Here is a 20582-nt window from a genome sequence, read left to right as displayed (position 1 = left end):
AAGTGAGTAAAGTACTTGAAACAAACTCAACTAATGCTCCATTAAAGGTCATGTGTTTATGGAAAATAAGCAGAGCTTTTTTAGTTATTGGGGTAAGGCTAAGAAAGACTTACAGCGAGCTGGTGCTAATTATCATCTTCTGCCATACCATTGTTTGGATGTGGCTGCAGTTGGTCAATGTTTATTAGGTGAAAACAGAGCTCTCACTAAAGACCTCGCTGTTTTTTTAGAGCTGAGGCCTAAGCAAGTACAACGTTTGCTAGTGTTTTTCCTCGTTTTTCACGATTTGGGTAAGTTTGCTTCAGCCTTTCAGCAGCTATATATCAATGATGATAAACGGCTATTAAAAGTCGAGCGTTGTAATCAATACGATGGTAAGAGTTTTCGCCATGATCGTATGGGCTTGTATTTTTGGGGTGAAATTGAAGAAATTGTTGTTAAAGAACTATTTTCAATCTCTGAGTTAAATAAAAGAAATCGTGAGCATGCAGAGATAAAAAAATCCTTGATGGTCATTATAGACTGCATGCTTGGCCACCACGGGCAACCCATCAACAAACAAGACCCTGCAGCAATAAAAGCTTTTACTGAATCCACTAATAGGACTGCGGTTGAAGCATTTTTCTTCGAAGTTGTCGAATTTCTACGGCCAGAACTGCCAATTGAAAAATTTAGCTCAAAGGCATGGCGCAATAAACTGGAACAAGTGAGTTGGCAGATTGCAGGACTTACAGTACTGGCCGATTGGATTGGTTCAGATAGTTATTATTTTACCTATCGTACTGAATATATTTCACTCAAAGATTATTGGTCAAAGGCACAGGAAAATGCTGAAAAAGCTTTAGCTGCAACCGATTTGAACAAAACGCCTATTATAAAACCATTTCAATCCATTGAAGCACACTATGGTTACGCTCCGACCCCATTACAACGCTGGGCAGAAACTGTCGAAATCAACGACCAACCACAGTTATTTATTCTAGAAGACGTTACGGGTGCGGGTAAAACCGAAGCTGCATTAGCGCTAACTCATCGATTGATGGAGGCGGGTGTGGCAGAAGGTTTTTATTTTGGTTTGCCTACGATGGCTACGTCTAATGCCATGTTTGCTCGAGTCGCACAGCATTACCTGCAAATGTTAACAAGTGAAGGCGACATACAGCCAAGTATCGTATTGGCGCATGGCGCTCGTGAGATGAATGATCTTTTCCGTGATGCAGTATTCGCATCGGGCAGTACGGATATCAATTATCACCAAACAGATAATACTGCTACTGCACAGTGTAACCAATGGTTAGCTGATTCAAAGAAAAAAGCCTTATTAGCACCAGTCGGGGTAGGCACGATTGACCAAGCATTATTGGCCGTATTACCCCGTCGTCATCAATCACTGCGTTTATTAGGACTCCATCGAAAAGTACTCATTTTTGATGAGGTGCATGCCGCCGATGAATTTATGTTTGAATTACTAGAAAGCTTATTAGGTTTGCATTTACACCAAGGTGGCTCTGCTATTTTGCTCACAGCAACCCTGTCGTTAAGACAACGCCAGCGCTTAGTTAATGTGTGGTTAAAGGCGGGGCAACTGCCGAGTTACCCATTGCAACAACAAGCTTTTCCATTAGCAACAAAAGTCACATTGCATCAGCAGAAACCCGTGTTAGAGCAGCCGCTAGCCAGCCGAGTCGATGTGAGCAGAGAAGTCGCGATAGCCACATTGAATACGGTTGATGCATGTATTGACATCATATTAACAGCAGTAGCACAAGGGCAGTGTGTAGTGTGGATTCGCAATACAGTGGACGATGCATTGACTGTATTTTATCGCTTACAAGATAAACTGGAAAAGCCTGAAGATTGCTTGCTATTCCACAGTCGTTTTGTACTGGCAGATAGAAAAGCAATTGAAAATAGAGTGTTGAGTATTTTTGGTAAGCAGGGTGATAGTACAGTTCGTAAAGGAAAAGTATTAATAGCGACACAAGTGTTTCAGGAGTCGTTAGATGCCGATGCCGATATGATGATCTCCGATATTTGCCCCATTGATGATTTAATCCAGCGAGCTGGTCGTTTACATCGACATACTCGCGATTTGCAAGGACGTTATCAACCTAATATTCAAGATGCTCGAGTATCTGCAACCTTATATATCCATGCGCCTGAATATACCGATACGCCTGCGAGCGATTGGTTAAGTAAAGATTTTTGTAATACCCAATACGTCTACCGCTCGCCAGGGCGCTTATGGTTAGGCTTAAGAGCGCTATTAAGCTTAGGCGCAATTCGTATGCCTAGTCAGGCTCGTCAATTGATAGAGGCCGTCTACAGCGTTAACGCTTACCACGATATTCCAGACACTTTGCTCAACCAAGAAAACCAATTAATTGGCGATGAGCGAAGTAAAGCTGCAAAAGCCAAATCACAGCTATTGCAGTTTGAATATGGTTATGCTGACGAAAGTGCGAGTGGTTGGTATGAAGATGATAGCGACATTAGTACAAGGTACAGCGATATTGAAACTGTAGAGGTTCTGTTATTGAAACAAAATGATGCTGGTCAACTTTGCCCTTGGGTAGATGATGACAGTTTTGCCGTGCCGTTGAGTACAGTGAAAATGTCTAAAAATAAATTTGCCGATAAATTGCAACCTGTTCCTGCATTATTTGCAAATGCCATCAGTAAGTTAGAACAGCAATATAAACAAATAAAATACCTTCAGCTTTGGTTACCAGAGTTAGAGGAGCGTTATACCTACCACTCAACAACAGGTTTTTGTCAGGCACAAAAACAGGAGGTGTTATGAACTTAGTTCAAGACCCATGGTTACCGTTTAAATTACGTAATGGCAGCGTATTAACACTACCCATGTCGGCAATTTGCCGAGCCGATATTGTCGACTTCGCTCTTCCTCGTGCAGATTTTCAAGGTGCCGCCTATCAATTTGCTATTGGGTTATTACAAACCGTATTTGCTCCAGAAGATGAGCATGGTTGGATTGATTATTATGAACAGCCCCCTACCGAGGATAAGTTAACTCAAGCATTCAATACAGTGCAGCATGCCTTTAAAGCAACCGGCTCTGGGCCGTTGTTTATGCAAGATTTTGCGGACTTGAGCGAACAAAAGCCAACGACGGTTTCAGGATTGCTAATAGAGGCTCCGGGTGCAAATGGCTTAAAACTTAATACCGATCATTTTATCAAACGAGGTATAGGCGAAATAATGTCGCTAGAGATGGCAATGTTATCGCTGTTTACATTACAAATTAATGCCCCCTCCGGTGGTGCAGGTCATAGAGTAGGGTTACGAGGTGGCGGGCCACTAACCACTTTAGTTATACCACAAAATGATAATGCTAATTTATGGCAAAAATTGTGGATGAATGTGATAAACCGTGATTATTGGCTTTACTCTACGCCAAATTTTCATGATGAGTCGGTTTTCCCTTGGTTAGCACCAACGAAAACAAGTGATCAAAAAGGAACGGAAATTTATGCCACTGATGTACACCCATTACATATGTATTGGGCGATGCCACGGCGGATACGCTTAATTGTTGAATCTAAATCAGCTGAATGCCAAATTTCAGGTTTACCAACAGAGCAATACGTTTGCGAATACCGTACCCAAAATTATGGGCATAATTATTCTGGCACTTGGACACATCCTTTTACTCCTTACAAGTGGAATCCTAAAAAACCGGAAGAAGAACATCTATCAGCTAAAGGTCAACCCGGCGGTATCACATATAAAACATGGGATAACTTGACATATACCAGCGACACCGATGGTCAACGTTGTGCATCAGTGGTAGCTCATTTTTATGCTGTATCCGATATGTTTGCCGAAGCGAAAAGGGCAATACCTCAGTTATGGGTATTCGGTTACGACATGGACAATATGAAAGCGCGTTGCTGGTATTCTTCATCAATGCCATTGTTTACGATGCCAGTTGAAAAACAAGAAGATACGTTAAGAGAAATAAAGCAATTACAAGCGATTTCTAATAATGCACTTTGGCATTGCCGTAGCCAAATAAAAGCAGCTTGGTTTGATAAACCCGGAGATACAAAAGGCGATACGTCTTTTATCGATACGGCTTTTTGGCAGCGTAGTGAAGCTGCTTTCTTCACTACCGTTGCGGCTCTTATCCCTCACGCACAATGCCCTCCTGAAGTCGCTAAAACATGGTTGCAAGCGCTGCGTAATATCTGTGTAGATCTCTTCGATGAATACGCCTTATCAGAATTAGGTAATGCGCGATCTATGGCTAAACGCATACAAGCGCGCCAAGCATTAGTGGGTTGGTTGTACGGCGGCAAAGAAATTAAAGCCTTTATGGTGAACCATCAAATTGACGTTAAAAAGGAAATAGCATGAGCAATCTTTCCCCTGAGCTGAGTTGTTTACGCTGGTGGCAAACGCTGTTTTTACCCGCTGAACAGCTAAAGGAACACGGCTTACAAACTGCACCCACATTATATAAAGCGCAGCTAAAACGTTGTGATAGCCTAAGTGCGATTATGCTAACTGAAGGTTTTCGGGCGTTATGGCTAAGTTTACCAACTGAAATAATCGAAACGGCAACAGAGCAAGATTTCGCATGCTGGGCAACGCTCGCTGGTGTTTTGGTGTATGTAAAGAGAGATAGTAAACAAAAGCTTGCTCAAGTCGCAGGCAATAAAGCTGATGGCGATAAGTCGGTTGTCAGTGAACTGCGTTTTGCCCAATTGCAAGATGCCAAAAACGCAGAGGAGTTATTGCGACGTATGCGCCGAGTTCTGCAGCAAGTTGATCATGAAGCTTCTGTCATTGCGTTAATTAAAGATGTGCAGCAATGGTTTGTTGAACATTATAACTTTCGTCCAGAGCGTGCGGATAAGCGCATTGCGGTGCAATGGGCCATGGATTATTACCATGCCGCATCAGCGAAACATAACTGAATACCAAACCGATAACGACAAAAACCGATTAATGTTAAAACTAAGGAATACACATGAGCCAATTTATCCAATTACATTTATTAACCTCCTATGCCCCTGCTAATTTAAACCGTGACGATTTAGGCCGGCCAAAAACCGCTAAAATGGGTGGTTTTGAACGATTACGAGTCAGTTCACAAAGCTTAAAACGGAACTGGCGGGTTTCAGAGTTATTTGAAGAAGCTATGGCAGGGAAGATTGGAATACGTACTAAGCGTTTTGGTGAAGAAATTTTTACTGCGTTAATCGCTAAAGATGTTAAAGAAAAATCAGCAAAAGAATGGGCGACAGCGATTGCAGGTGTATTTGGTAAAAGCAAAAAAGATTCGTTAGATATAGAGCAACTTGCGCATATCAGTCCTGCAGAGCGCGATGCGGCCATGACTTTGGTTGCTATTTTAGCTGAGCAAAATAGAGCCCCCACCGAAGCGGAATTAGCACTATTAAAGAATGAGTATACTGCGGTGGATATCGCACTATTTGGCCGTATGTTGGCATCAAGTCCAGCATTCAATGTAGAAGCGGCTTGTCAGGTTGCCCATGCCATTAGTGTTCACAGCGTAGTGGTAGAAGATGATTACTTTACTGCTGTGGATGATTTGAATGATGGCACAATAGATTCAGGCTCTGCTCACATAGGTGAGTCTGGTTTTGCTGCTGCGCTTTTTTACAGTTACATTTGCATTAACAAAACCCAATTGATTGAAAATTTAGATGGCAATGAAGAGCTAGCCAACTCAGCCATTCGCGCATTAACAGAGGCTGCGGTTAAAGTCTCACCAACAGGTAAGCAAAATAGTTTTGCCTCTCGTGCCTATGCCAGCTTTGCGCTTGCCGAAAAAGGGCAGCAGCAACCACGTCAACTCTCGGTCGCTTTTTTAAAACCCATAAATGATGCAGACCAAGCCGCAGCCTCTATTGCTGCGTTAACGAAGCAAGTTACTAACTTTGATAAAGTTTATGGTGAATGTGCAGATGCTCGCTGTCAGTTTAATGCCATTACGGGCGAAGGTTCGTTAACCGAATTACTTAATTTTGTCGCTGAATAACTGGAGGCGACATGACATGAAAGAATACTTAGTTTTCCGACTTTACGGCCCCCTTGCCAGTTGGGGGACTGCGGCTGTTGGGGGTGATAGGCCCACGGGGTTGCAACCTACACGCTCGGCCATATTAGGCTTGCTGGGGGCCGCCTTAGGTATTAAACGTGATGAACACCAACAGCTTGCCTCTTTACAGCAATCCGTTTTCACGGCCGTGAAGCAAACGGTGCCGAGTTCTTTGCTACGTGATTATCATACTGCACAAGTTCCTAGCTCAAGCAATAAAGTAGTTTTTCGGACTCGAAAGAGTGAATTGAGTGAACCGAATGATAAATTGAATACGATTTTATCAAGCCGTGATTACCGCTGTGATGGCTTGTGGATAGTCGCAATATCACTCAAGACTGACTCGCAATTCACCTTAGCCATGATTCAGCAAGCCTTATTAGCACCTGTTTACAGCTTAAGTTTGGGCCGTAAATCTTGCCCACCAGCATTGCCTCTCAAGCCTACGCTGGTGGAAACCGCAACCTTGAAGCAGGCATTAGATATTGAGTTCCCGGCAATTAGCCGTTCGGCTAAAGAAGACCTGTTGTGGTTAAAAGGCAACGGTTGGGTTAGCTACTTTTGGGAGGGAGATAAATCAGAATTTGCCAATGATGCGGTATTAACGACTCATCCTTGGGATGAACCAATTAGCCGCGTTCGCTGGCAATTTAAACAACGTGAAATGCATCAAATTTCACTTAAGGAGGATAGCAATGTTCCTATCTAAAGTGCAGTTACTGCCTAGTATGCAGGCTGGTGCTGAATTGGTTAAGTTAAGCCAAAATGGCGCTTATGCGGCGCATCAATTACTCTGGCAATTATTTCCTAATGAACAGGAAAGGGAGTTTTTGTATCGCGAAGAGCAAGATGATTTTGGTCAACCGCAGTTTTTTGTCCTATCTAAAAAACAACCCACTACAACACCGATATTTTCCATTAAAAGCAAAGCGTTAAATCCGAAATTAATAGCTGGCAACCGCCTAGCATTTAAGCTGAGGGTCAACCCGACTATTTGCGTCACTTCAACGGAAGGTAAAAGCCAACGCCATGACGTATTGATGCATGCTAAACGGCAAAACAAGCAAAGTATTGCCAATGGTGAAGACCTTAAAAGCATCATGGATCAAGCAGCCATTCAATGGTTCTCTGATGAAAAACGTTTACAACAATGGGGAGTTGAGTTGGACAGTCTGCCAATTATCGTTGCTTATAATCAACACCAAAGTAAAAAACGTTCAGGCCAAAAAGTGCAATTTTCGAGTGTAGATTATGAAGGGATGCTGACGGTAAAAGATCCTGAAATATTCCTGCAGCAGTATCAAAAAGGCTTTGGCCGTGCAAAAGCACTGGGGTGTGGTTTAATGTTGATCCGCAGGGTTAATTAGTCGAGATGGCTTTTATTCCTCTCAAGCCAATACCTATCAAAGATCGCAATTCGATGATCTTTGTGGGTATGGGGCGCATCGACGTCAAGGATGGCGCTTTTGTGGTGATAGACGAAGTGAATGGCGAACGCATGCATATTCCAGTCGGTTCGCTGGCTTGTATCATGCTTGAGCCTGGAACTCGTATCAGTCACGCTGCTGTAAAATTGGCAGCTGTGACGGGTACATTGTTGATATGGGTCGGAGAGGCAGGCGTTAGATTGTATTCGGTTGGTCAGCCAGGTGGGGCTCGCTGTGATCGTCTTTTATATCAGGCTAAGTTGGCATTGGATGAAGATCTGCGTCTTAAAGTAGTCCGTAAGATGTTTGAACTGCGCTTTGGTGAGCCAGCGCCAGCGAGGCGTAGTGTCGAACAACTTCGAGGGATAGAAGGTGCCAGAGTTCGCAAAACCTATCAGTTGCTTGCTAAGCAGTATGGTATAGAGTGGCATGGACGGCGCTACGATCCTAAGGAATGGGAAAAAGGCGACATTACTAACCAGTGTATCAGTGCGGCTACAGCCTGCCTTTATGGCGTGACTGAAGCTGCAATATTGGCTGCCGGTTATGCGCCCGCTATAGGTTTTATTCATTCGGGTAAGCCACTATCTTTTGTTTATGATATAGCTGACATTATCAAGTTTGACACCGTTGTCCCCATCGCCTTTAAAATTGCCGCATCCCATCCTCGGATGCCGGATCAGGAAGTGCGTCAGGCGTGCAGGTTTTTGTTTCGGACAGACAAAGTACTTAAGCGCCTTATCCCACTGATAGAAGATGTGCTCGCAGGTGGCGAAATAGAACCGCCAGCACCTCCTGAGTATGTTCAACCACCAGCTATTCCTGAACCAGAATCTATCGGTGATACAGGTCACAGAAGTAAGTGACAAGGATCGAACATGAGTATATTAATGGTAGTAACTGAAGCAGTACCGCCCAGACTCAGGGGGCGGCTTGCTGTCTGGTTATTAGAAGTGCGTGCAGGCGTTTATGTTGGAGATGTATCACGTAGTATCCGAGAGATGATTTGGTATCAGATAACTGAGTTGGCTGAAGATGGCAATGTGGTTATGGCTTGGGCAACTAATACTGAATCTGGTTACGATTTTCAAACCTATGGCGAAAATCGTCGTGAACCCATCGATCTAGATGGATTACGGCTGGTGAAATTTAAACCTTCACTTGAACAAAAATAACAATATTAGCTCTTTAAAAATCTGGTAGAATTTTTGAGCTTTAAAAATAGTTTAGGAAACAAAGATCTATATTTAGAGTGTTCCCCGTGCCCACGGGGATGAACCGCCATAACTCGGGTCTGGAATTTCCGACAACAGGTGTTCCCCGTGCCCACGGGGATGAACCGCTTTGGATTGACTGGGCAGCGGTCGCCAGAAAGTGTTCCCCGTGCCCACGGGGATGAACCGGATGGTGAAAACGTTGATACAGCAGCAGTTATGTGTTCCCCGTGCCCACGGGGATGAACCGTGTACGAAACCCAAAAGCGTACCGCCCCTTGGGTGTTCCCCGTGCCCACGGGGATGAACCGTAACAAGATCACTTGCGAGCATCGTGCAAGCAGTGTTCCCCGTGCCCACGGGGATGAACCGCAGCGATCGATATTCGCCAGCAATGTTGTTTGGTGTTCCCCGTGCCCACGGGGATGAACCGCGGAGCTGGTTGCACTGAATCAATTCAATAGCGTGTTCCCCGTGCCCACGGGGATGAACCGGATAGGACGGCTTTTAGGGCTTTAGATTCTGAGTGTTCCCCGTGCCCACGGGGATGAACCGGCGCTGCAACTTGTTTATTTAATTTTGGCGAGGTGTTCCCCGTGCCCACGGGGATGAACCGATAAAGAGGCAGGCGCAGCAACTAAAAGTTGAGTGTTCCCCGTGCCCACGGGGATGAACCGCCTACTCCGGCCAGCAGGGCTACTCTGTTCGGGTGTTCCCCGTGCCCACGGGGATGAACCGATTACCTAGGACGATCACGTCGTTGATTGCTGGTGTTCCCCGTGCCCACGGGGATGAACCGAGTGCTTCACGCTTGAAGAGATAATTAACGGCGTGTTCCCCGTGCCCACGGGGATGAACCGATACTCGCCGCCTGTGTGATGCCGACATTGCCGTGTTCCCCGTGCCCACGGGGATGAACCGTTATGCATTTTGTTGTTGTGGTCGTACTCTTCGTGTTCCCCGTGCCCACGGGGATGAACCGTAACTCTTCAAGATCATCGTCCTGGTTGTCGGGTGTTCCCCGTGCCCACGGGGATGAACCGCAGCATGAAACAGCGCCCTATTATCTTCAACAGTGTTCCCCGTGCCCACGGGGATGAACCGTTTAGAGAGCGTGTGCATCATCAGCTGAACACGTGTTCCCCGTGCCCACGGGGATGAACCGGACAAATTAGTCACAATGCTTTCCGAGGAAGAGTGTTCCCCGTGCCCACGGGGATGAACCGCCTTGTCACTGGTCTTTACTCGCTCTTCTAATGTGTTCCCCGTGCCCACGGGGATGAACCGCGCGAAACAGAGGCCGTGGACAAGAGAACGGGGTGTTCCCCGTGCCCACGGGGATGAACCGCCTCAAGATTATCAATGTCGGCGCTTACATCAGTGTTCCCCGTGCCCACGGGGATGAACCGTGGCTAATATCCAAGTCAGCCGCAGCGGCCGCGTGTTCCCCGTGCCCACGGGGATGAACCGCATGCTAACCCTATCCCCTCCAGATTTTACAGGTGTTCCCCGTGCCCACGGGGATGAACCGTTAATCCGCCATTAGCTGGAGATACTGGTTGGGTGTTCCCCGTGCCCACGGGGATGAACCGCCATCCAATTGAGAAACAGACGGCACACATTAGTGTTCCCCGTGCCCACGGGGATGAACCGGCTGTGGAGTTAACTATAGGGACAAAGGAAGTGTGTTCCCCGTGCCCACGGGGATGAACCGTCATTGGTTGCCGTTGGTAAAATTCAGGAATAGTGTTCCCCGTGCCCACGGGGATGAACCGTTGGTTTGTCAGCAGCAATAAACTTAGGGTTCGTGTTCCCCGTGCCCACGGGGATGAACCGATCACAGCAGGACAAACAACAGATGAAAAACAGTGTTCCCCGTGCCCACGGGGATGAACCGTAGTTTTACAACGATTTTCCCATTCTTTACGTGTGTTCCCCGTGCCCACGGGGATGAACCGCGTAAAGACCGACAATAGCACTAAACAAAGCCGTGTTCCCCGTGCCCACGGGGATGAACCGTTTGAAAAATTACCTTGCGATGCCTGGGTAAAGTGTTCCCCGTGCCCACGGGGATGAACCGTTTGAAAAATTACCTTGCGATGCCTGGGTAAAGTGTTCCCCGTGCCCACGGGGATGAACCGCACCATCACGGTAAGCTAGCTCGGCATACTTGCGTGTTCCCCGTGCCCACGGGGATGAACCGGATATGAGTAGCGTTACCCTCACCGTCAGAACGTGTTCCCCGTGCCCACGGGGATGAACCGCAGAGTTATTAATTCAATTAGTTAAGCTAAAAGTGTTCCCCGTGCCCACGGGGATGAACCGCACGCTCAAGCCATGCAAGCGTATGAAGCCAGGTGTTCCCCGTGCCCACGGGGATGAACCGTCGAACCCTATAACGCCGGCTATTATCGTTACGTGTTCCCCGTGCCCACGGGGATGAACCGTCGTTACCAAACCCAAACCCAATGCCTAAGATGTGTTCCCCGTGCCCACGGGGATGAACCGTAGTAATGAAAGTTTATTTAACGGCATTTCAAGTGTTCCCCGTGCCCACGGGGATGAACCGCAACAAAGGCGCTGCCGAACTGTCAGTATCGAGTGTTCCCCGTGCCCACGGGGATGAACCGGTGTTGAGTAACACTTTGCCGCTGCGCAGCTCGTGTTCCCCGTGCCCACGGGGATGAACCGTAATCCGGTTTTGTTGGTGCTGCGATTATGCAGTGTTCCCCGTGCCCACGGGGATGAACCGGAGTGTCACCATGAACATGCAAACGACTGCTAGTGTTCCCCGTGCCCACGGGGATGAACCGCCCATCTTCATTGGGATATCAGTCAACATGCTGTGTTCCCCGTGCCCACGGGGATGAACCGAGAAAATTGAAAGCTTTACCAACTTAACCGTCGTGTTCCCCGTGCCCACGGGGATGAACCGGATGATAGAGATCATGAACCTGATGTGACCCAGTGTTCCCCGTGCCCACGGGGATGAACCGATAGCAAAACTGAAAAAATAAAGTGAATTTGAGTGTTCCCCGTGCCCACGGGGATGAACCGGGTTGGCGAGCTTGCGAGAATCGCTTGAGCGCGTGTTCCCCGTGCCCACGGGGATGAACCGATACTACATGTTGTGCTTTGGCAGACCTGAACGTGTTCCCCGTGCCCACGGGGATGAACCGTCACCTACTTAATTAAGCCTGTTATTGAATCAGTGTTCCCCGTGCCCACGGGGATGAACCGGTGATAATGGCGGTGGTGGTTCTAATATTGACGTGTTCCCCGTGCCCACGGGGATGAACCGGTTTTACCAGAGCCGAGTTTGCCTTGAACGAAGTGTTCCCCGTGCCCACGGGGATGAACCGTCTTCACGCCGCGCATAGGTTTTTGATAGCAGGTGTTCCCCGTGCCCACGGGGATGAACCGCAAAAGCCACGGCCCGCCATATCAGGATCAGCGTGTTCCCCGTGCCCACGGGGATGAACCGCACTATACCAACATTAGCAAACTCAGCATCTAGTGTTCCCCGTGCCCACGGGGATGAACCGGCCACCTGTTTCAATATCACCAAATAGAAAATGTGTTCCCCGTGCCCACGGGGATGAACCGTTTGCAGCAGTAGCCACACTATAGAAATAAGCGTGTTCCCCGTGCCCACGGGGATGAACCGGCCGCATGATTGCGGCCTTGGTTTTATGTGATGTGTTCCCCGTGCCCACGGGGATGAACCGCAATCATTTGAGTTGACTAACGTATCTAGTGCGTGTTCCCCGTGCCCACGGGGATGAACCGGCTATCACTGCCTACCGTTCCACATTTAAACCGTGTTCCCCGTGCCCACGGGGATGAACCGCAAAAGCAATCCGGCCTTTCGTGATCAGACCTGTGTTCCCCGTGCCCACGGGGATGAACCGCATGGCCGCCACTCATCCATAGCCTTATCATAGTGTTCCCCGTGCCCACGGGGATGAACCGTAATACTTTCCTATCGGATGGGGATATAGTTAGTGTTCCCCGTGCCCACGGGGATGAACCGCATAGTTCACAAGTACGCAGCATCAGCCGTCCGTGTTCCCCGTGCCCACGGGGATGAACCGCAACTTCAGTGTATTTATTCCAAAGGTTAAGGGTGTTCCCCGTGCCCACGGGGATGAACCGCTAATCACTAATTGCCCTAATAACTGGCGCAAGTGTTCCCCGTGCCCACGGGGATGAACCGCTACCATGAAGCGGCTAAGGCTAACCAAACTAGTGTTCCCCGTGCCCACGGGGATGAACCGGTCAGGATCTCTTTACCGTCCTGACCATCGTCGTGTTCCCCGTGCCCACGGGGATGAACCGGGAGTGCCATTGTCGTAAGCTCCTAAGTTTAGGTGTTCCCCGTGCCCACGGGGATGAACCGGGCTGCTATCAGCCCAAAAGCTAAAAACAGCCGTGTTCCCCGTGCCCACGGGGATGAACCGCGCAGTTTGCAGCCGCCGTTCTCTTGCACAAAGTGTTCCCCGTGCCCACGGGGATGAACCGCAATGGGTTTTGGCCTTTGGCAGTCCGCTTTAGTGTTCCCCGTGCCCACGGGGATGAACCGCAACCCCGCAATCACTAAAGAGCAATGGCAACGTGTTCCCCGTGCCCACGGGGATGAACCGCGTCCTGTCGCTGTTGTCGATGGTAATTTCAAGTGTTCCCCGTGCCTACGGGGATGAACCGCATTTGGTCGCCTTGTCATGTTGTCGGCATGGGTGTTCCCCGTGCCTACGGGGATGAACCGCTATCGGTGGCGGTGGCGTAGATGTACGTAGCGTGTTCCCCGTGCCTACGGGGATGAACCGTCCGAGGTAACTAATTCAAGCGGTGTATCTCAGTGTTCCCCGTGCCTACGGGGATGAACCGATGTCCTACGAATACGTGGGATTAGAGGTTAGGTGTTCCCCGTGCCTACGGGGATGAACCGGATATTGATGTAACAAATGGTGGCACTGTTGGGTGTTCCCCGTGCCTACGGGGATGAACCGCATTCCGGCACTGGAAATGTGGTTAATAGAGCGTGTTCCCCGTGCCTACGGGGATGAACCGCGTACATGATGTGGTGTCGTCGTGAAGGTCGTGTGTTCCCCGTGCCTACGGGGATGAACCGCGGGTAATCGAAGAATGTTTACGTGTGTCAGAGTGTTCCCCGTGCCTACGGGGATGAACCGGCGTCCATCGTGGCGCCTTTTTATTATCTGAGGTGTTCCCCGTGCCTACGGGGATGAACCGGGTGCTCAAATCCATACCGATACTCCAATAAAGTGTTCCCCGTGCCTACGGGGATGAACCTTGCTGAGGATAATGCCGCGATTATTCGGGTTGGTGTTCCCCGTGCCTACGGGGATGAACCGCTCAATGATGATGACTATAACCGCTTAAGCCCGTGTTCCCCGTGCCTACGGGGATGAACCGGTGGCAAGGATGTAGATGTACAAAGTGTTATGGTGTTCCCCGTGCCTACGGGGATGAACCGGCGCGGGCATGGTCACGGATGGATTTAACGCCGTGTTCCCCGTGCCTACGGGGATGAACCGGACGCGACAGGGCAATTACAGCGCGGTTTTGAGTGTTCCCCGTGCCTACGGGGATGAACCGTATGGCGGGGCTGATATGCACGAAGATGAAAAGTGTTCCCCGTGCCTACGGGGATGAACCGGAATTATGAAGTTCACCACTGACGACATGCTGGTGTTCCCCGTGCCTACGGGGATGAACCGCAACACGGTTTCAACGGTATTGCGTCCCTGCTGTGTTCCCCGTGCCTACGGGGATGAACCGATTGAGCACAAAAAGCGCAACGTGCTGATCTAGTGTTCCCCGTGCCTACGGGGATGAACCGCTCACCGCATTAGTGTTGCTGCCAATCGGATCGTGTTCCCCGTGCCTACGGGGATGAACCGATCACCCCAATCAGCACTTTGTTGACTATCCAGTGTTCCCCGTGCCTACGGGGATGAACCGTAAATCCGCAGTCCGTTGAAATCGTACATCGTGTGTTCCCCGTGCCTACGGGGATGAACCGGTTTGCTCGTAAACATCGGCCTCAGCGAGTTGGTGTTCCCCGTGCCCACGGGGATGAACCGACGGCTTGATTGCCTATGGCCTCGATATTAGCGTGTTCCCCGTGCCCACGGGGATGAACCGGCGTCACCACACACTGATACTTTTTCGATGTCGTGTTCCCCGTGCCCACGGGGATGAACCGCGTGGATAGAGCGCGTTCTCATTGCCCGCATAGTGTTCCCCGTGCCTACGGGGATGAACCGCTATTAACGCCTTATGCCAATTTGACCTTTACGTGTTCCCCGTGCCCACGGGGATGAACCGCAGTAGGGCGTTGATGCGGTTTGCGTCATGGGGTGTTCCCCGTGCTCACGGGGATGAACCGACGGCAGAAGCCAGCAAAAACTTTGGAGTCGAGTGTTCCCCGTGCCCACGGGGATGAACCGTATCAGGGGGCAGATTGTACTGATGCTGTTGAGTGTTCCCCGTGTCTACGGGGGATGAACCGTCTTGCGTGTGGTGTACTTTTGATGGTCTTTTGTGTTCCCCGTGCCTATGGGGATGAACCGGGCACCGTAATTGAAGGGATGGACGATGAAAAGTGTTCCTCGTACCCACGAGGGTGAATTGCGCGAATACTTTGCATTTATTGTGGATTCAACGAGTTCCCTGTGTTCAGAAATAAAACGCGGTTATAAGTACTTTAAGACCGTTAGTTGTTCCAATTGTTATATCAAAAGCAGCTTGAAACAATTTTGAAACATTGATTGTTAATAAAATGTCAACCGTCTTTATGTTTTGGATCTTCAGCGGTTTTTACAGTTGTCATAGTATCTGTATTACTGGTAATTTTTTGTTTAAAAAGTATTTTTTCTTATTGTTGATTTGAGGTTGACATTATTTTGATCCAATCTTAGCGGATCAGCTTAGGTGTGAGTGATCCACTTTTTCTCTTACCTGTATGTTTAAGAATTGTTAGATTTCACTAGCGTCGGCTAGCGCTAGTTTGAAAGCGTTTTACTTTATTTGGGGTGAGTTCTTTACTGTAATGCTTGGCAAGGTAGCTGATCCTGTGAATTGCAGACTCAACACCTTTAAGCTCGTTGCGTTCAATTTTGTAGCTTGCCGATTCAGGTAGCCACGCTGAAGTGTCTGGATGCATATAGCATGCTTTCTGAACCTGTTGAAATGCGCCCCAGCCTGACTTGGCTTTATGCCCATTGAGTAGAATGAAGCAGTGATAATGCGCTTTGTCGCTTCTTGGTGTTTGTTCTCGTACCCAAAATAACCATGCTTTAGATTTGTACTTCTTATCTAGGTATCTCAACAGGGTTTTGCGGTATTTGCTGATTACACTGTTATTGGGTGTTTCGGTATAGACTCGTAGATCGAATCTGACGAGTAGGATTTTAGAATATTGACTCAGAGCTGTTAGCAGTTGATCAATCGCTGCATTCATAATGCTGGAGCTGATGCCGTGTTCAAAGCTCATCACTTTAAATAAGGTTTCTTGATATAGAAAATCTTCTAAGGGAAAGCGAAGAGCGGAAATATTATAAATAACCTGCTCGTAGTGAGGGTTGTAAAGTGGCGTAAAGCGAGACCTACCATAGTATTGCAGATGCTTAGACTGCATTTTTTTGCTGGTTAAACGTGATTTAGAGCCTGCATTCGTCAGCATTTAATCGCACTCGGTTGAGCTTTGTCGCAGTTTGTTGCGTTTACAGGCCAAAAGAAGGCGGCAAATGCCGCCTTGGTTAGCTATTACTTAGTGCCGTTTAGCCAGTTGATATAACTTGATTCTGACCAGCCAATAGTTCGATTTTGGCTTTTGATGGGTTGAATAAAGACCTTTCTTTTTACTCGTCGGTATAGTGTTGTTCTATCGATGCCGAGTAATTGGCACATTTCAGTGATTCGGATTATTCGCTCCATTGGTCGCTGCTGGTGGAGCAATTGGGCAAATTGAGTTCTTTTACTCGGTTTCATACCTCGCCCCCTCAGTAACCTGTTCGGATAGTTCTCCGCCAGAGTGAACCCATTGCATCAGTTCTGAAAGACGCCAACCGACAGAACGATTTCCAAGTTTTATGCGTTTAGGGAAACGGTTAAGTCTTTCTAGCTGAAAAGCTTGTGAGCGACTGATAGAGGTGATTAGTTTACGCTCTGTTTCTCGTACTATACGGTCTTGAATGGCTGATTTTTCGATACTAAAGAGGGACATAGATGCTCCTATAGATTGTCTCTGTTTGGCTTAGGAGTATCTTGCCTGTTTGCAATTGTGATTTCGGGGTAAAAACGAAATTTGATTTTTACCCCAAATTTAATCCCTTAAATATCCTGCATTTTAGTGCCTAACGCCCACGTATTTTGCCTGATATTCGCAAATAGTTGCATTAGATGAGATTCGTTGCTGAGAATCTTGCGATAAAACGGTGCATAGGTTTTTTTATATAGCTCGATTCTAGGCTCTTGTTTAGATTCTTCCCCAAGCAGTAATTCACTCAATGCATTTTGTGTAAATTCCAGCTTTTGCCAATTATCTTCATAAAAAGGGATATGGTTATAGCAATACATCATGAGATCAAGGTAGGGGATCAACTTATAAGTCAGCAGCTTTTTGAAGGTTTTCTCATTTGCTTGAAAATTGTCAGGCGTTTTGGGTTCGGGGATTGATAGGGTTTTGCGCAACTGATTAATCAGAAACTCACAGTCACCCAATATCGCTTTATTGGGTTTAGTTAAGTCTATACCTACCACTGTTAAGTCTCGACTCTGCCCCTGCAAAGGCATTAGTTGTTGCGGCTCTAAGTCTAAGTAGTCATCACCACTGCGGAGTTTAATCTCTTCAGTTATCCCGAGAAGATCAACATGGTTCAATGCGATGACTGTCGGAAAGTCTGGTGGTGTGACTGGATTCGAATTGATGATGACATAGCCATTCTGGATCAGTTGCCACCGTTTACTGTCAGTCAACTTTCTACCATTAGGTAAAGTCGGTGAGTTATGAAGGGTCAACCTGAACTCTAGCTCATTAAGAAATTGCGCAGCAGTGAGATCTGCGAGGCAATCATAGTTCTTAATTGAAAACCATTTAGGCCATTTTGGATGGTCTGATGTTTTAATTCGTATTGAGTTAGCAGTGGATGTTTTCATCGATATAAACTCGGCAAGGAATTATCTCGGGGTACATGTGGGGGTACATGTAATGCGAAAAGGGGCTAACCCTTGCAGGTTAACCCCTTTTCTAACAATCACTTAATCGAAATGATTAGTTCATGCCGTATTTCTTTAATTTTTTACGCAGAGTACCACGGTTGATACCTAGCATGTTTGCTGCGCGGGTTTGGTTGCCGCGAGTGTGTTGCATGATGATGTCAAGCAGAGGTGCTTCAACTTCACTTAGCACCATTTCATACACTTCTTGTGCTTCCTGACCGTCCAACTGTGCGAAGAAGTTAGTTACGGCACGCTTAACTGCGTCACGTAATAACTGGGGCTTGATAGTGCCGTTTGCGGTTTCGATTTTGCCAACGGTAAGCTGGTGAACTTCTGTGTTAGTTGTCTGATCAAACATTCTATTCTGCTCTTTATTAATTCTGTACTAATTCATCAAAATAATATTCCACCAGGGAATACTGTTCTGCAGCGGTTTCCAGCTGATTAAAGTCAGCCCGGAACTGGCGCTGATCCTCTTGGTCTAGGTACCATCCAATATGCTTTCTGGCGAAGCGGATACCCTTATATTCACCATACAAATCATAAAGTTTGGTGAGGTGTTCCAGCATCACTTGACGCTGTTCAGCCACCTCAATGGGCGCTAGCTTATTACCCGTATCCAAGTAGTGCTGGATTTCTCTGAAAATCCAAGGCCGTCCTTGAGCACCCCGTCCTATCATCAGAGCATCGACACCGGTATAGTCCAGCACGAAGCGGGCTTTCTCCGGACTGTCGATATCCCCATTCGCGACAACAGGAATCGAGACATTCTGTTTAATTGCTTTGATCGTGTCGTACTCGGCGTCGCCTCTGTACATGCATTGTCTCGTGCGGCCGTGAACGGCGAGCGAGGCGATACCACAATCCTCAGCAATCTGGGCGATTTGAACACCGTTCCTGTGTTCAGGCTCCCAACCTGTGCGAATCTTTAACGTGACAGGCACCTCTACTGCAGCGACCACGGCTTGTAAAATTTCTTTCACTAAGGGTGGATTTTGCATTAGGGCAGAACCTGCCAGCTTTTTATTCACTTTTTTTGCCGGGCATCCCATGTTGATATCAATGATGTGGGCACCTTGTTCGACGTTGAACTGGGCGGCCTGCGCCATTAACTCTGGATCTGCACCTGCAATTTGCACTGAGCGAATACCTTCCTCGCCGGAATGCGTCATACGCTGGCGGCTCTTATCTGTGTCCCAAACTTCAGGATTCGATGAAAGCATCTCCGACACCGCTAAGGCTGCACCATAACGAAGACAGAGATTACGGAAAGCTTGATCGGTGACACCTGCCATTGGTGCCACGATCAGCTGATTCTTCAGTTGATAGGGTCCAATCTGCATTTACTGTTTCACCTTAGCTCTTCAAAGGGGCGCTATAGTAGCCCTTTTTACTGGCCGTGAAAAGGTCAATAAATGACCTAGGAGCAATTTTTTTTCTTGACTTTTTAGCCTTGAGAAGTCATCGACAAAATAAGCCTAAGCCAGTGGTGGCGCATGTTGCGCCACCCTTTAGCGTTATTTGCGCTTACCTGTCAAGCGGCTCCAATCTTCTTTGTGAGCCGCTTCGTCCATGTCGAACCATTGGCTATAGAAGTCAGAGATTTCTTGCGCTTGCTCTTTAAGCAGTCCAGAGAGGGCTAATTTACCGCCAGATTTGACGCGCTCGGCGATAAGGGGGGCAAGTTCACGCAGTGGGCCTGCGAGAATATTGGCAACTAACACATCGGCCTTAAGATCGGCGGGTTGATCTTCTGGCAGATAAAGTGCCAATTGGTCGGCAACATCGTTACGCTCGGCATTGGCTTTAGAGGCTTCGATGGCTTGATAGTCGATATCGATACCTGTGACCTTTTTTGCGCCCAGTTTCAGCGCCGCCACGGCGAGAATGCCTGAGCCGCAGCCAAAGTCGATCACTTCTTCGTTGCTGAGATCTAAGCTATCTAACCACTCTAAACACAGTGCTGTCGTTGGGTGAGTGCCTGTGCCGAAGGCCAGGCCCGGATCTAAGATCACGTTCACTGCGCTCGGATCAGGGACTTCACGCCAGCTTGGGCAAATCCATAGACGTTTACCGAATTGGATTGGGTGGTAGTTATCCATCCACTCGCGAACCCAGTCTTTATCTTCAATTTGCTCGATTTTGTGGCTGAAGTACTCGCCTAAAAACGGCAGGGTTTTCAGCATCTCGATAGTCGGTGCGAGATCTGTGTCCGCCTCGAACAGGGCAACTACTACGGTATCTTGCCACAGAGGGGTTTCGCCCAGTTTAGGCTCAAAAATTGGGGTGTCTTTACCATCTTCAAAGGTAATAGAAACGGCGCCTTCTTCCATAAGTAAGTCGCTGATGGTTTCAGCATCGTCACTGTTAGTGTTAATGCGAAGTTGGATCCAAGGCATGGGTAAAATCCTGTGGCTAGGTTTAAAAAATATCGCGCTATTGTATACCCAAACTGCGCTAATTTGCAGAATTCGATGGCAATTAAACGTGAGTGATGGTGAGGAGGTGGATTGAGGGATTCGTGCTAACAATCTAGGGGGTTTTGGGTAGTAAACGAGGTTTATTTCAGCATGGACAAGGAGTTAGCTTGTCAGCTGTTGGTTG

15 protein-coding genes and 1 CRISPR repeat array are annotated in these 20582 nt (G+C 47.8%); of the genes, 8 read left to right on the top strand and 7 right to left on the bottom strand.

Annotated elements, in window-relative coordinates; all coding sequences use genetic code 11:
* Positions 1 to 58 precede the first annotated feature (58 nt).
* From cas3 to cas2e, 8 genes are read left to right on the top strand one after another with little or no spacing between them, the layout of a single operon-like run.
* The gene (gene cas3 / locus ACUZ8J_RS19185; RefSeq protein ID WP_446694663.1) at positions 59 to 2803 is read left to right on the top strand and encodes a CRISPR-associated helicase Cas3'; all 2745 of its coding nucleotides are present in this window, start codon (positions 59 to 61) and stop codon (positions 2801 to 2803) included.
* Positions 2800 to 4380 carry a type I-E CRISPR-associated protein Cse1/CasA gene (gene casA, locus ACUZ8J_RS19180; protein ID WP_446694662.1) on the top strand — a complete coding sequence of 527 codons (1581 nt, stop codon included), beginning with the start codon at positions 2800 to 2802 and terminating at the stop codon, positions 4378 to 4380. The genes cas3 and casA overlap by 4 nt, the downstream gene beginning before the upstream one ends.
* A complete protein-coding gene (gene casB / locus ACUZ8J_RS19175; protein ID WP_446694661.1) occupies positions 4377 to 4943 on the top strand; it encodes a type I-E CRISPR-associated protein Cse2/CasB in 567 nt (188 codons plus the stop codon). Before casA ends, casB begins: the two co-directional genes overlap by 4 nt.
* A gap of 53 nt (positions 4944 to 4996) precedes the next feature.
* Positions 4997 to 6031, top strand: a complete 1035-nt coding sequence (cas7e, locus tag ACUZ8J_RS19170) for a type I-E CRISPR-associated protein Cas7/Cse4/CasC (protein WP_446694660.1) — start codon at positions 4997 to 4999, stop codon at positions 6029 to 6031.
* Positions 6032 to 6047: 16 nt separating this feature from the next.
* Positions 6048 to 6800, top strand: a complete 753-nt coding sequence (gene cas5e / locus ACUZ8J_RS19165) for a type I-E CRISPR-associated protein Cas5/CasD (protein ID WP_446694659.1) — start codon at positions 6048 to 6050, stop codon at positions 6798 to 6800.
* The gene (gene cas6e / locus ACUZ8J_RS19160; RefSeq protein WP_446694658.1) at positions 6787 to 7458 is read left to right on the top strand and encodes a type I-E CRISPR-associated protein Cas6/Cse3/CasE; all 672 of its coding nucleotides are present in this window, start codon (positions 6787 to 6789) and stop codon (positions 7456 to 7458) included. The genes cas5e and cas6e overlap by 14 nt, the downstream gene beginning before the upstream one ends.
* Before the next feature lie 5 nt (positions 7459 to 7463).
* Positions 7464 to 8384 (top strand): type I-E CRISPR-associated endonuclease Cas1e, encoded by a 921-nt coding sequence (gene cas1e / locus ACUZ8J_RS19155; protein ID WP_446694657.1) that lies wholly within the window; start codon positions 7464 to 7466, stop codon positions 8382 to 8384.
* 12 nt (positions 8385 to 8396) lie between these two features.
* On the top strand, positions 8397 to 8693 hold the full coding sequence (gene cas2e, locus ACUZ8J_RS19150) for a type I-E CRISPR-associated endoribonuclease Cas2e (protein ID WP_446694656.1): 297 nt from the start codon (positions 8397 to 8399) through the stop codon (positions 8691 to 8693).
* 77 nt (positions 8694 to 8770) lie between these two features.
* A CRISPR array of direct repeats spans positions 8771 to 15205; the repeat unit is 29 nt; unit sequence GTGTTCCCCGTGCCCACGGGGATGAACCG.
* Positions 15206 to 15744: 539 nt separating this feature from the next.
* On the opposite strand, the gene ACUZ8J_RS19145 is transcribed toward cas2e, so the two are convergent.
* From ACUZ8J_RS19145 to prmA, 7 genes are all read right to left on the bottom strand, one after another.
* Positions 15745 to 16440, bottom strand: a complete 696-nt coding sequence (locus ACUZ8J_RS19145; RefSeq protein ID WP_446694655.1) for a YagK/YfjJ domain-containing protein — start codon at positions 16438 to 16440, stop codon at positions 15745 to 15747.
* 83 nt (positions 16441 to 16523) lie between these two features.
* Entirely contained in the window at positions 16524 to 16694 is a 171-nt protein-coding gene (locus ACUZ8J_RS19140; protein WP_446694962.1) for a helix-turn-helix transcriptional regulator, read from the bottom strand.
* Between the two features lie 40 nt (positions 16695 to 16734).
* Entirely contained in the window at positions 16735 to 16983 is a 249-nt protein-coding gene (locus ACUZ8J_RS19135) for an AlpA family phage regulatory protein (protein WP_011070746.1), read from the bottom strand.
* A 107-nt stretch (positions 16984 to 17090) separates the two neighbouring features.
* Positions 17091 to 17915, bottom strand: a complete 825-nt coding sequence (locus tag ACUZ8J_RS19130) for a DUF6387 family protein (protein ID WP_446694654.1) — start codon at positions 17913 to 17915, stop codon at positions 17091 to 17093.
* Positions 17916 to 18030: 115 nt separating this feature from the next.
* Positions 18031 to 18336, bottom strand: coding sequence for a DNA-binding transcriptional regulator Fis (gene fis, locus ACUZ8J_RS19125; RefSeq protein ID WP_006083371.1), 306 nt, complete (start codon positions 18334 to 18336; stop codon positions 18031 to 18033).
* Between the two features lie 16 nt (positions 18337 to 18352).
* Positions 18353 to 19321 (bottom strand): tRNA dihydrouridine synthase DusB, encoded by a 969-nt coding sequence (gene dusB, locus ACUZ8J_RS19120; RefSeq protein ID WP_011621205.1) that lies wholly within the window; start codon positions 19319 to 19321, stop codon positions 18353 to 18355.
* A 174-nt stretch (positions 19322 to 19495) separates the two neighbouring features.
* Complete coding sequence (gene prmA / locus ACUZ8J_RS19115) at positions 19496 to 20377, bottom strand: 50S ribosomal protein L11 methyltransferase (RefSeq protein WP_446694653.1); 882 nt, start codon at positions 20375 to 20377, stop codon at positions 19496 to 19498.
* Positions 20378 to 20582 lie beyond the last annotated feature (205 nt).

Source organism: Shewanella sp. Koi 1, from assembly GCF_052907445.1.
The sequence above is the reverse complement of the archived record's forward strand: the minus strand, read 5'-3'. Positions and strand labels throughout refer to the sequence as shown.

Coding starts and splice junctions, on each gene's coding strand:
- ACUZ8J_RS19145 (WP_446694655.1), bottom strand. CDS start 16,440: ATGCTGACGAATGCAGGCTCTAAATCACGTTTAACCAGCAAAAAAATG.
- dusB (WP_011621205.1), bottom strand. CDS start 19,321: ATGCAGATTGGACCCTATCAACTGAAGAATCAGCTGATCGTGGCACCA.
- ACUZ8J_RS19135 (WP_011070746.1), bottom strand. CDS start 16,983: ATGTCCCTCTTTAGTATCGAAAAATCAGCCATTCAAGACCGTATAGTA.
- cas3 (WP_446694663.1), top strand. CDS start 59: ATGGAAAATAAGCAGAGCTTTTTTAGTTATTGGGGTAAGGCTAAGAAA.
- casB (WP_446694661.1), top strand. CDS start 4,377: ATGAGCAATCTTTCCCCTGAGCTGAGTTGTTTACGCTGGTGGCAAACG.
- casA (WP_446694662.1), top strand. CDS start 2,800: ATGAACTTAGTTCAAGACCCATGGTTACCGTTTAAATTACGTAATGGC.
- cas6e (WP_446694658.1), top strand. CDS start 6,787: ATGTTCCTATCTAAAGTGCAGTTACTGCCTAGTATGCAGGCTGGTGCT.
- prmA (WP_446694653.1), bottom strand. CDS start 20,377: ATGCCTTGGATCCAACTTCGCATTAACACTAACAGTGACGATGCTGAA.
- fis (WP_006083371.1), bottom strand. CDS start 18,336: ATGTTTGATCAGACAACTAACACAGAAGTTCACCAGCTTACCGTTGGC.
- cas1e (WP_446694657.1), top strand. CDS start 7,464: ATGGCTTTTATTCCTCTCAAGCCAATACCTATCAAAGATCGCAATTCG.
- cas7e (WP_446694660.1), top strand. CDS start 4,997: ATGAGCCAATTTATCCAATTACATTTATTAACCTCCTATGCCCCTGCT.
- ACUZ8J_RS19140 (WP_446694962.1), bottom strand. CDS start 16,694: ATGGAGCGAATAATCCGAATCACTGAAATGTGCCAATTACTCGGCATC.
- cas5e (WP_446694659.1), top strand. CDS start 6,048: ATGAAAGAATACTTAGTTTTCCGACTTTACGGCCCCCTTGCCAGTTGG.
- ACUZ8J_RS19130 (WP_446694654.1), bottom strand. CDS start 17,915: ATGAAAACATCCACTGCTAACTCAATACGAATTAAAACATCAGACCAT.
- cas2e (WP_446694656.1), top strand. CDS start 8,397: ATGAGTATATTAATGGTAGTAACTGAAGCAGTACCGCCCAGACTCAGG.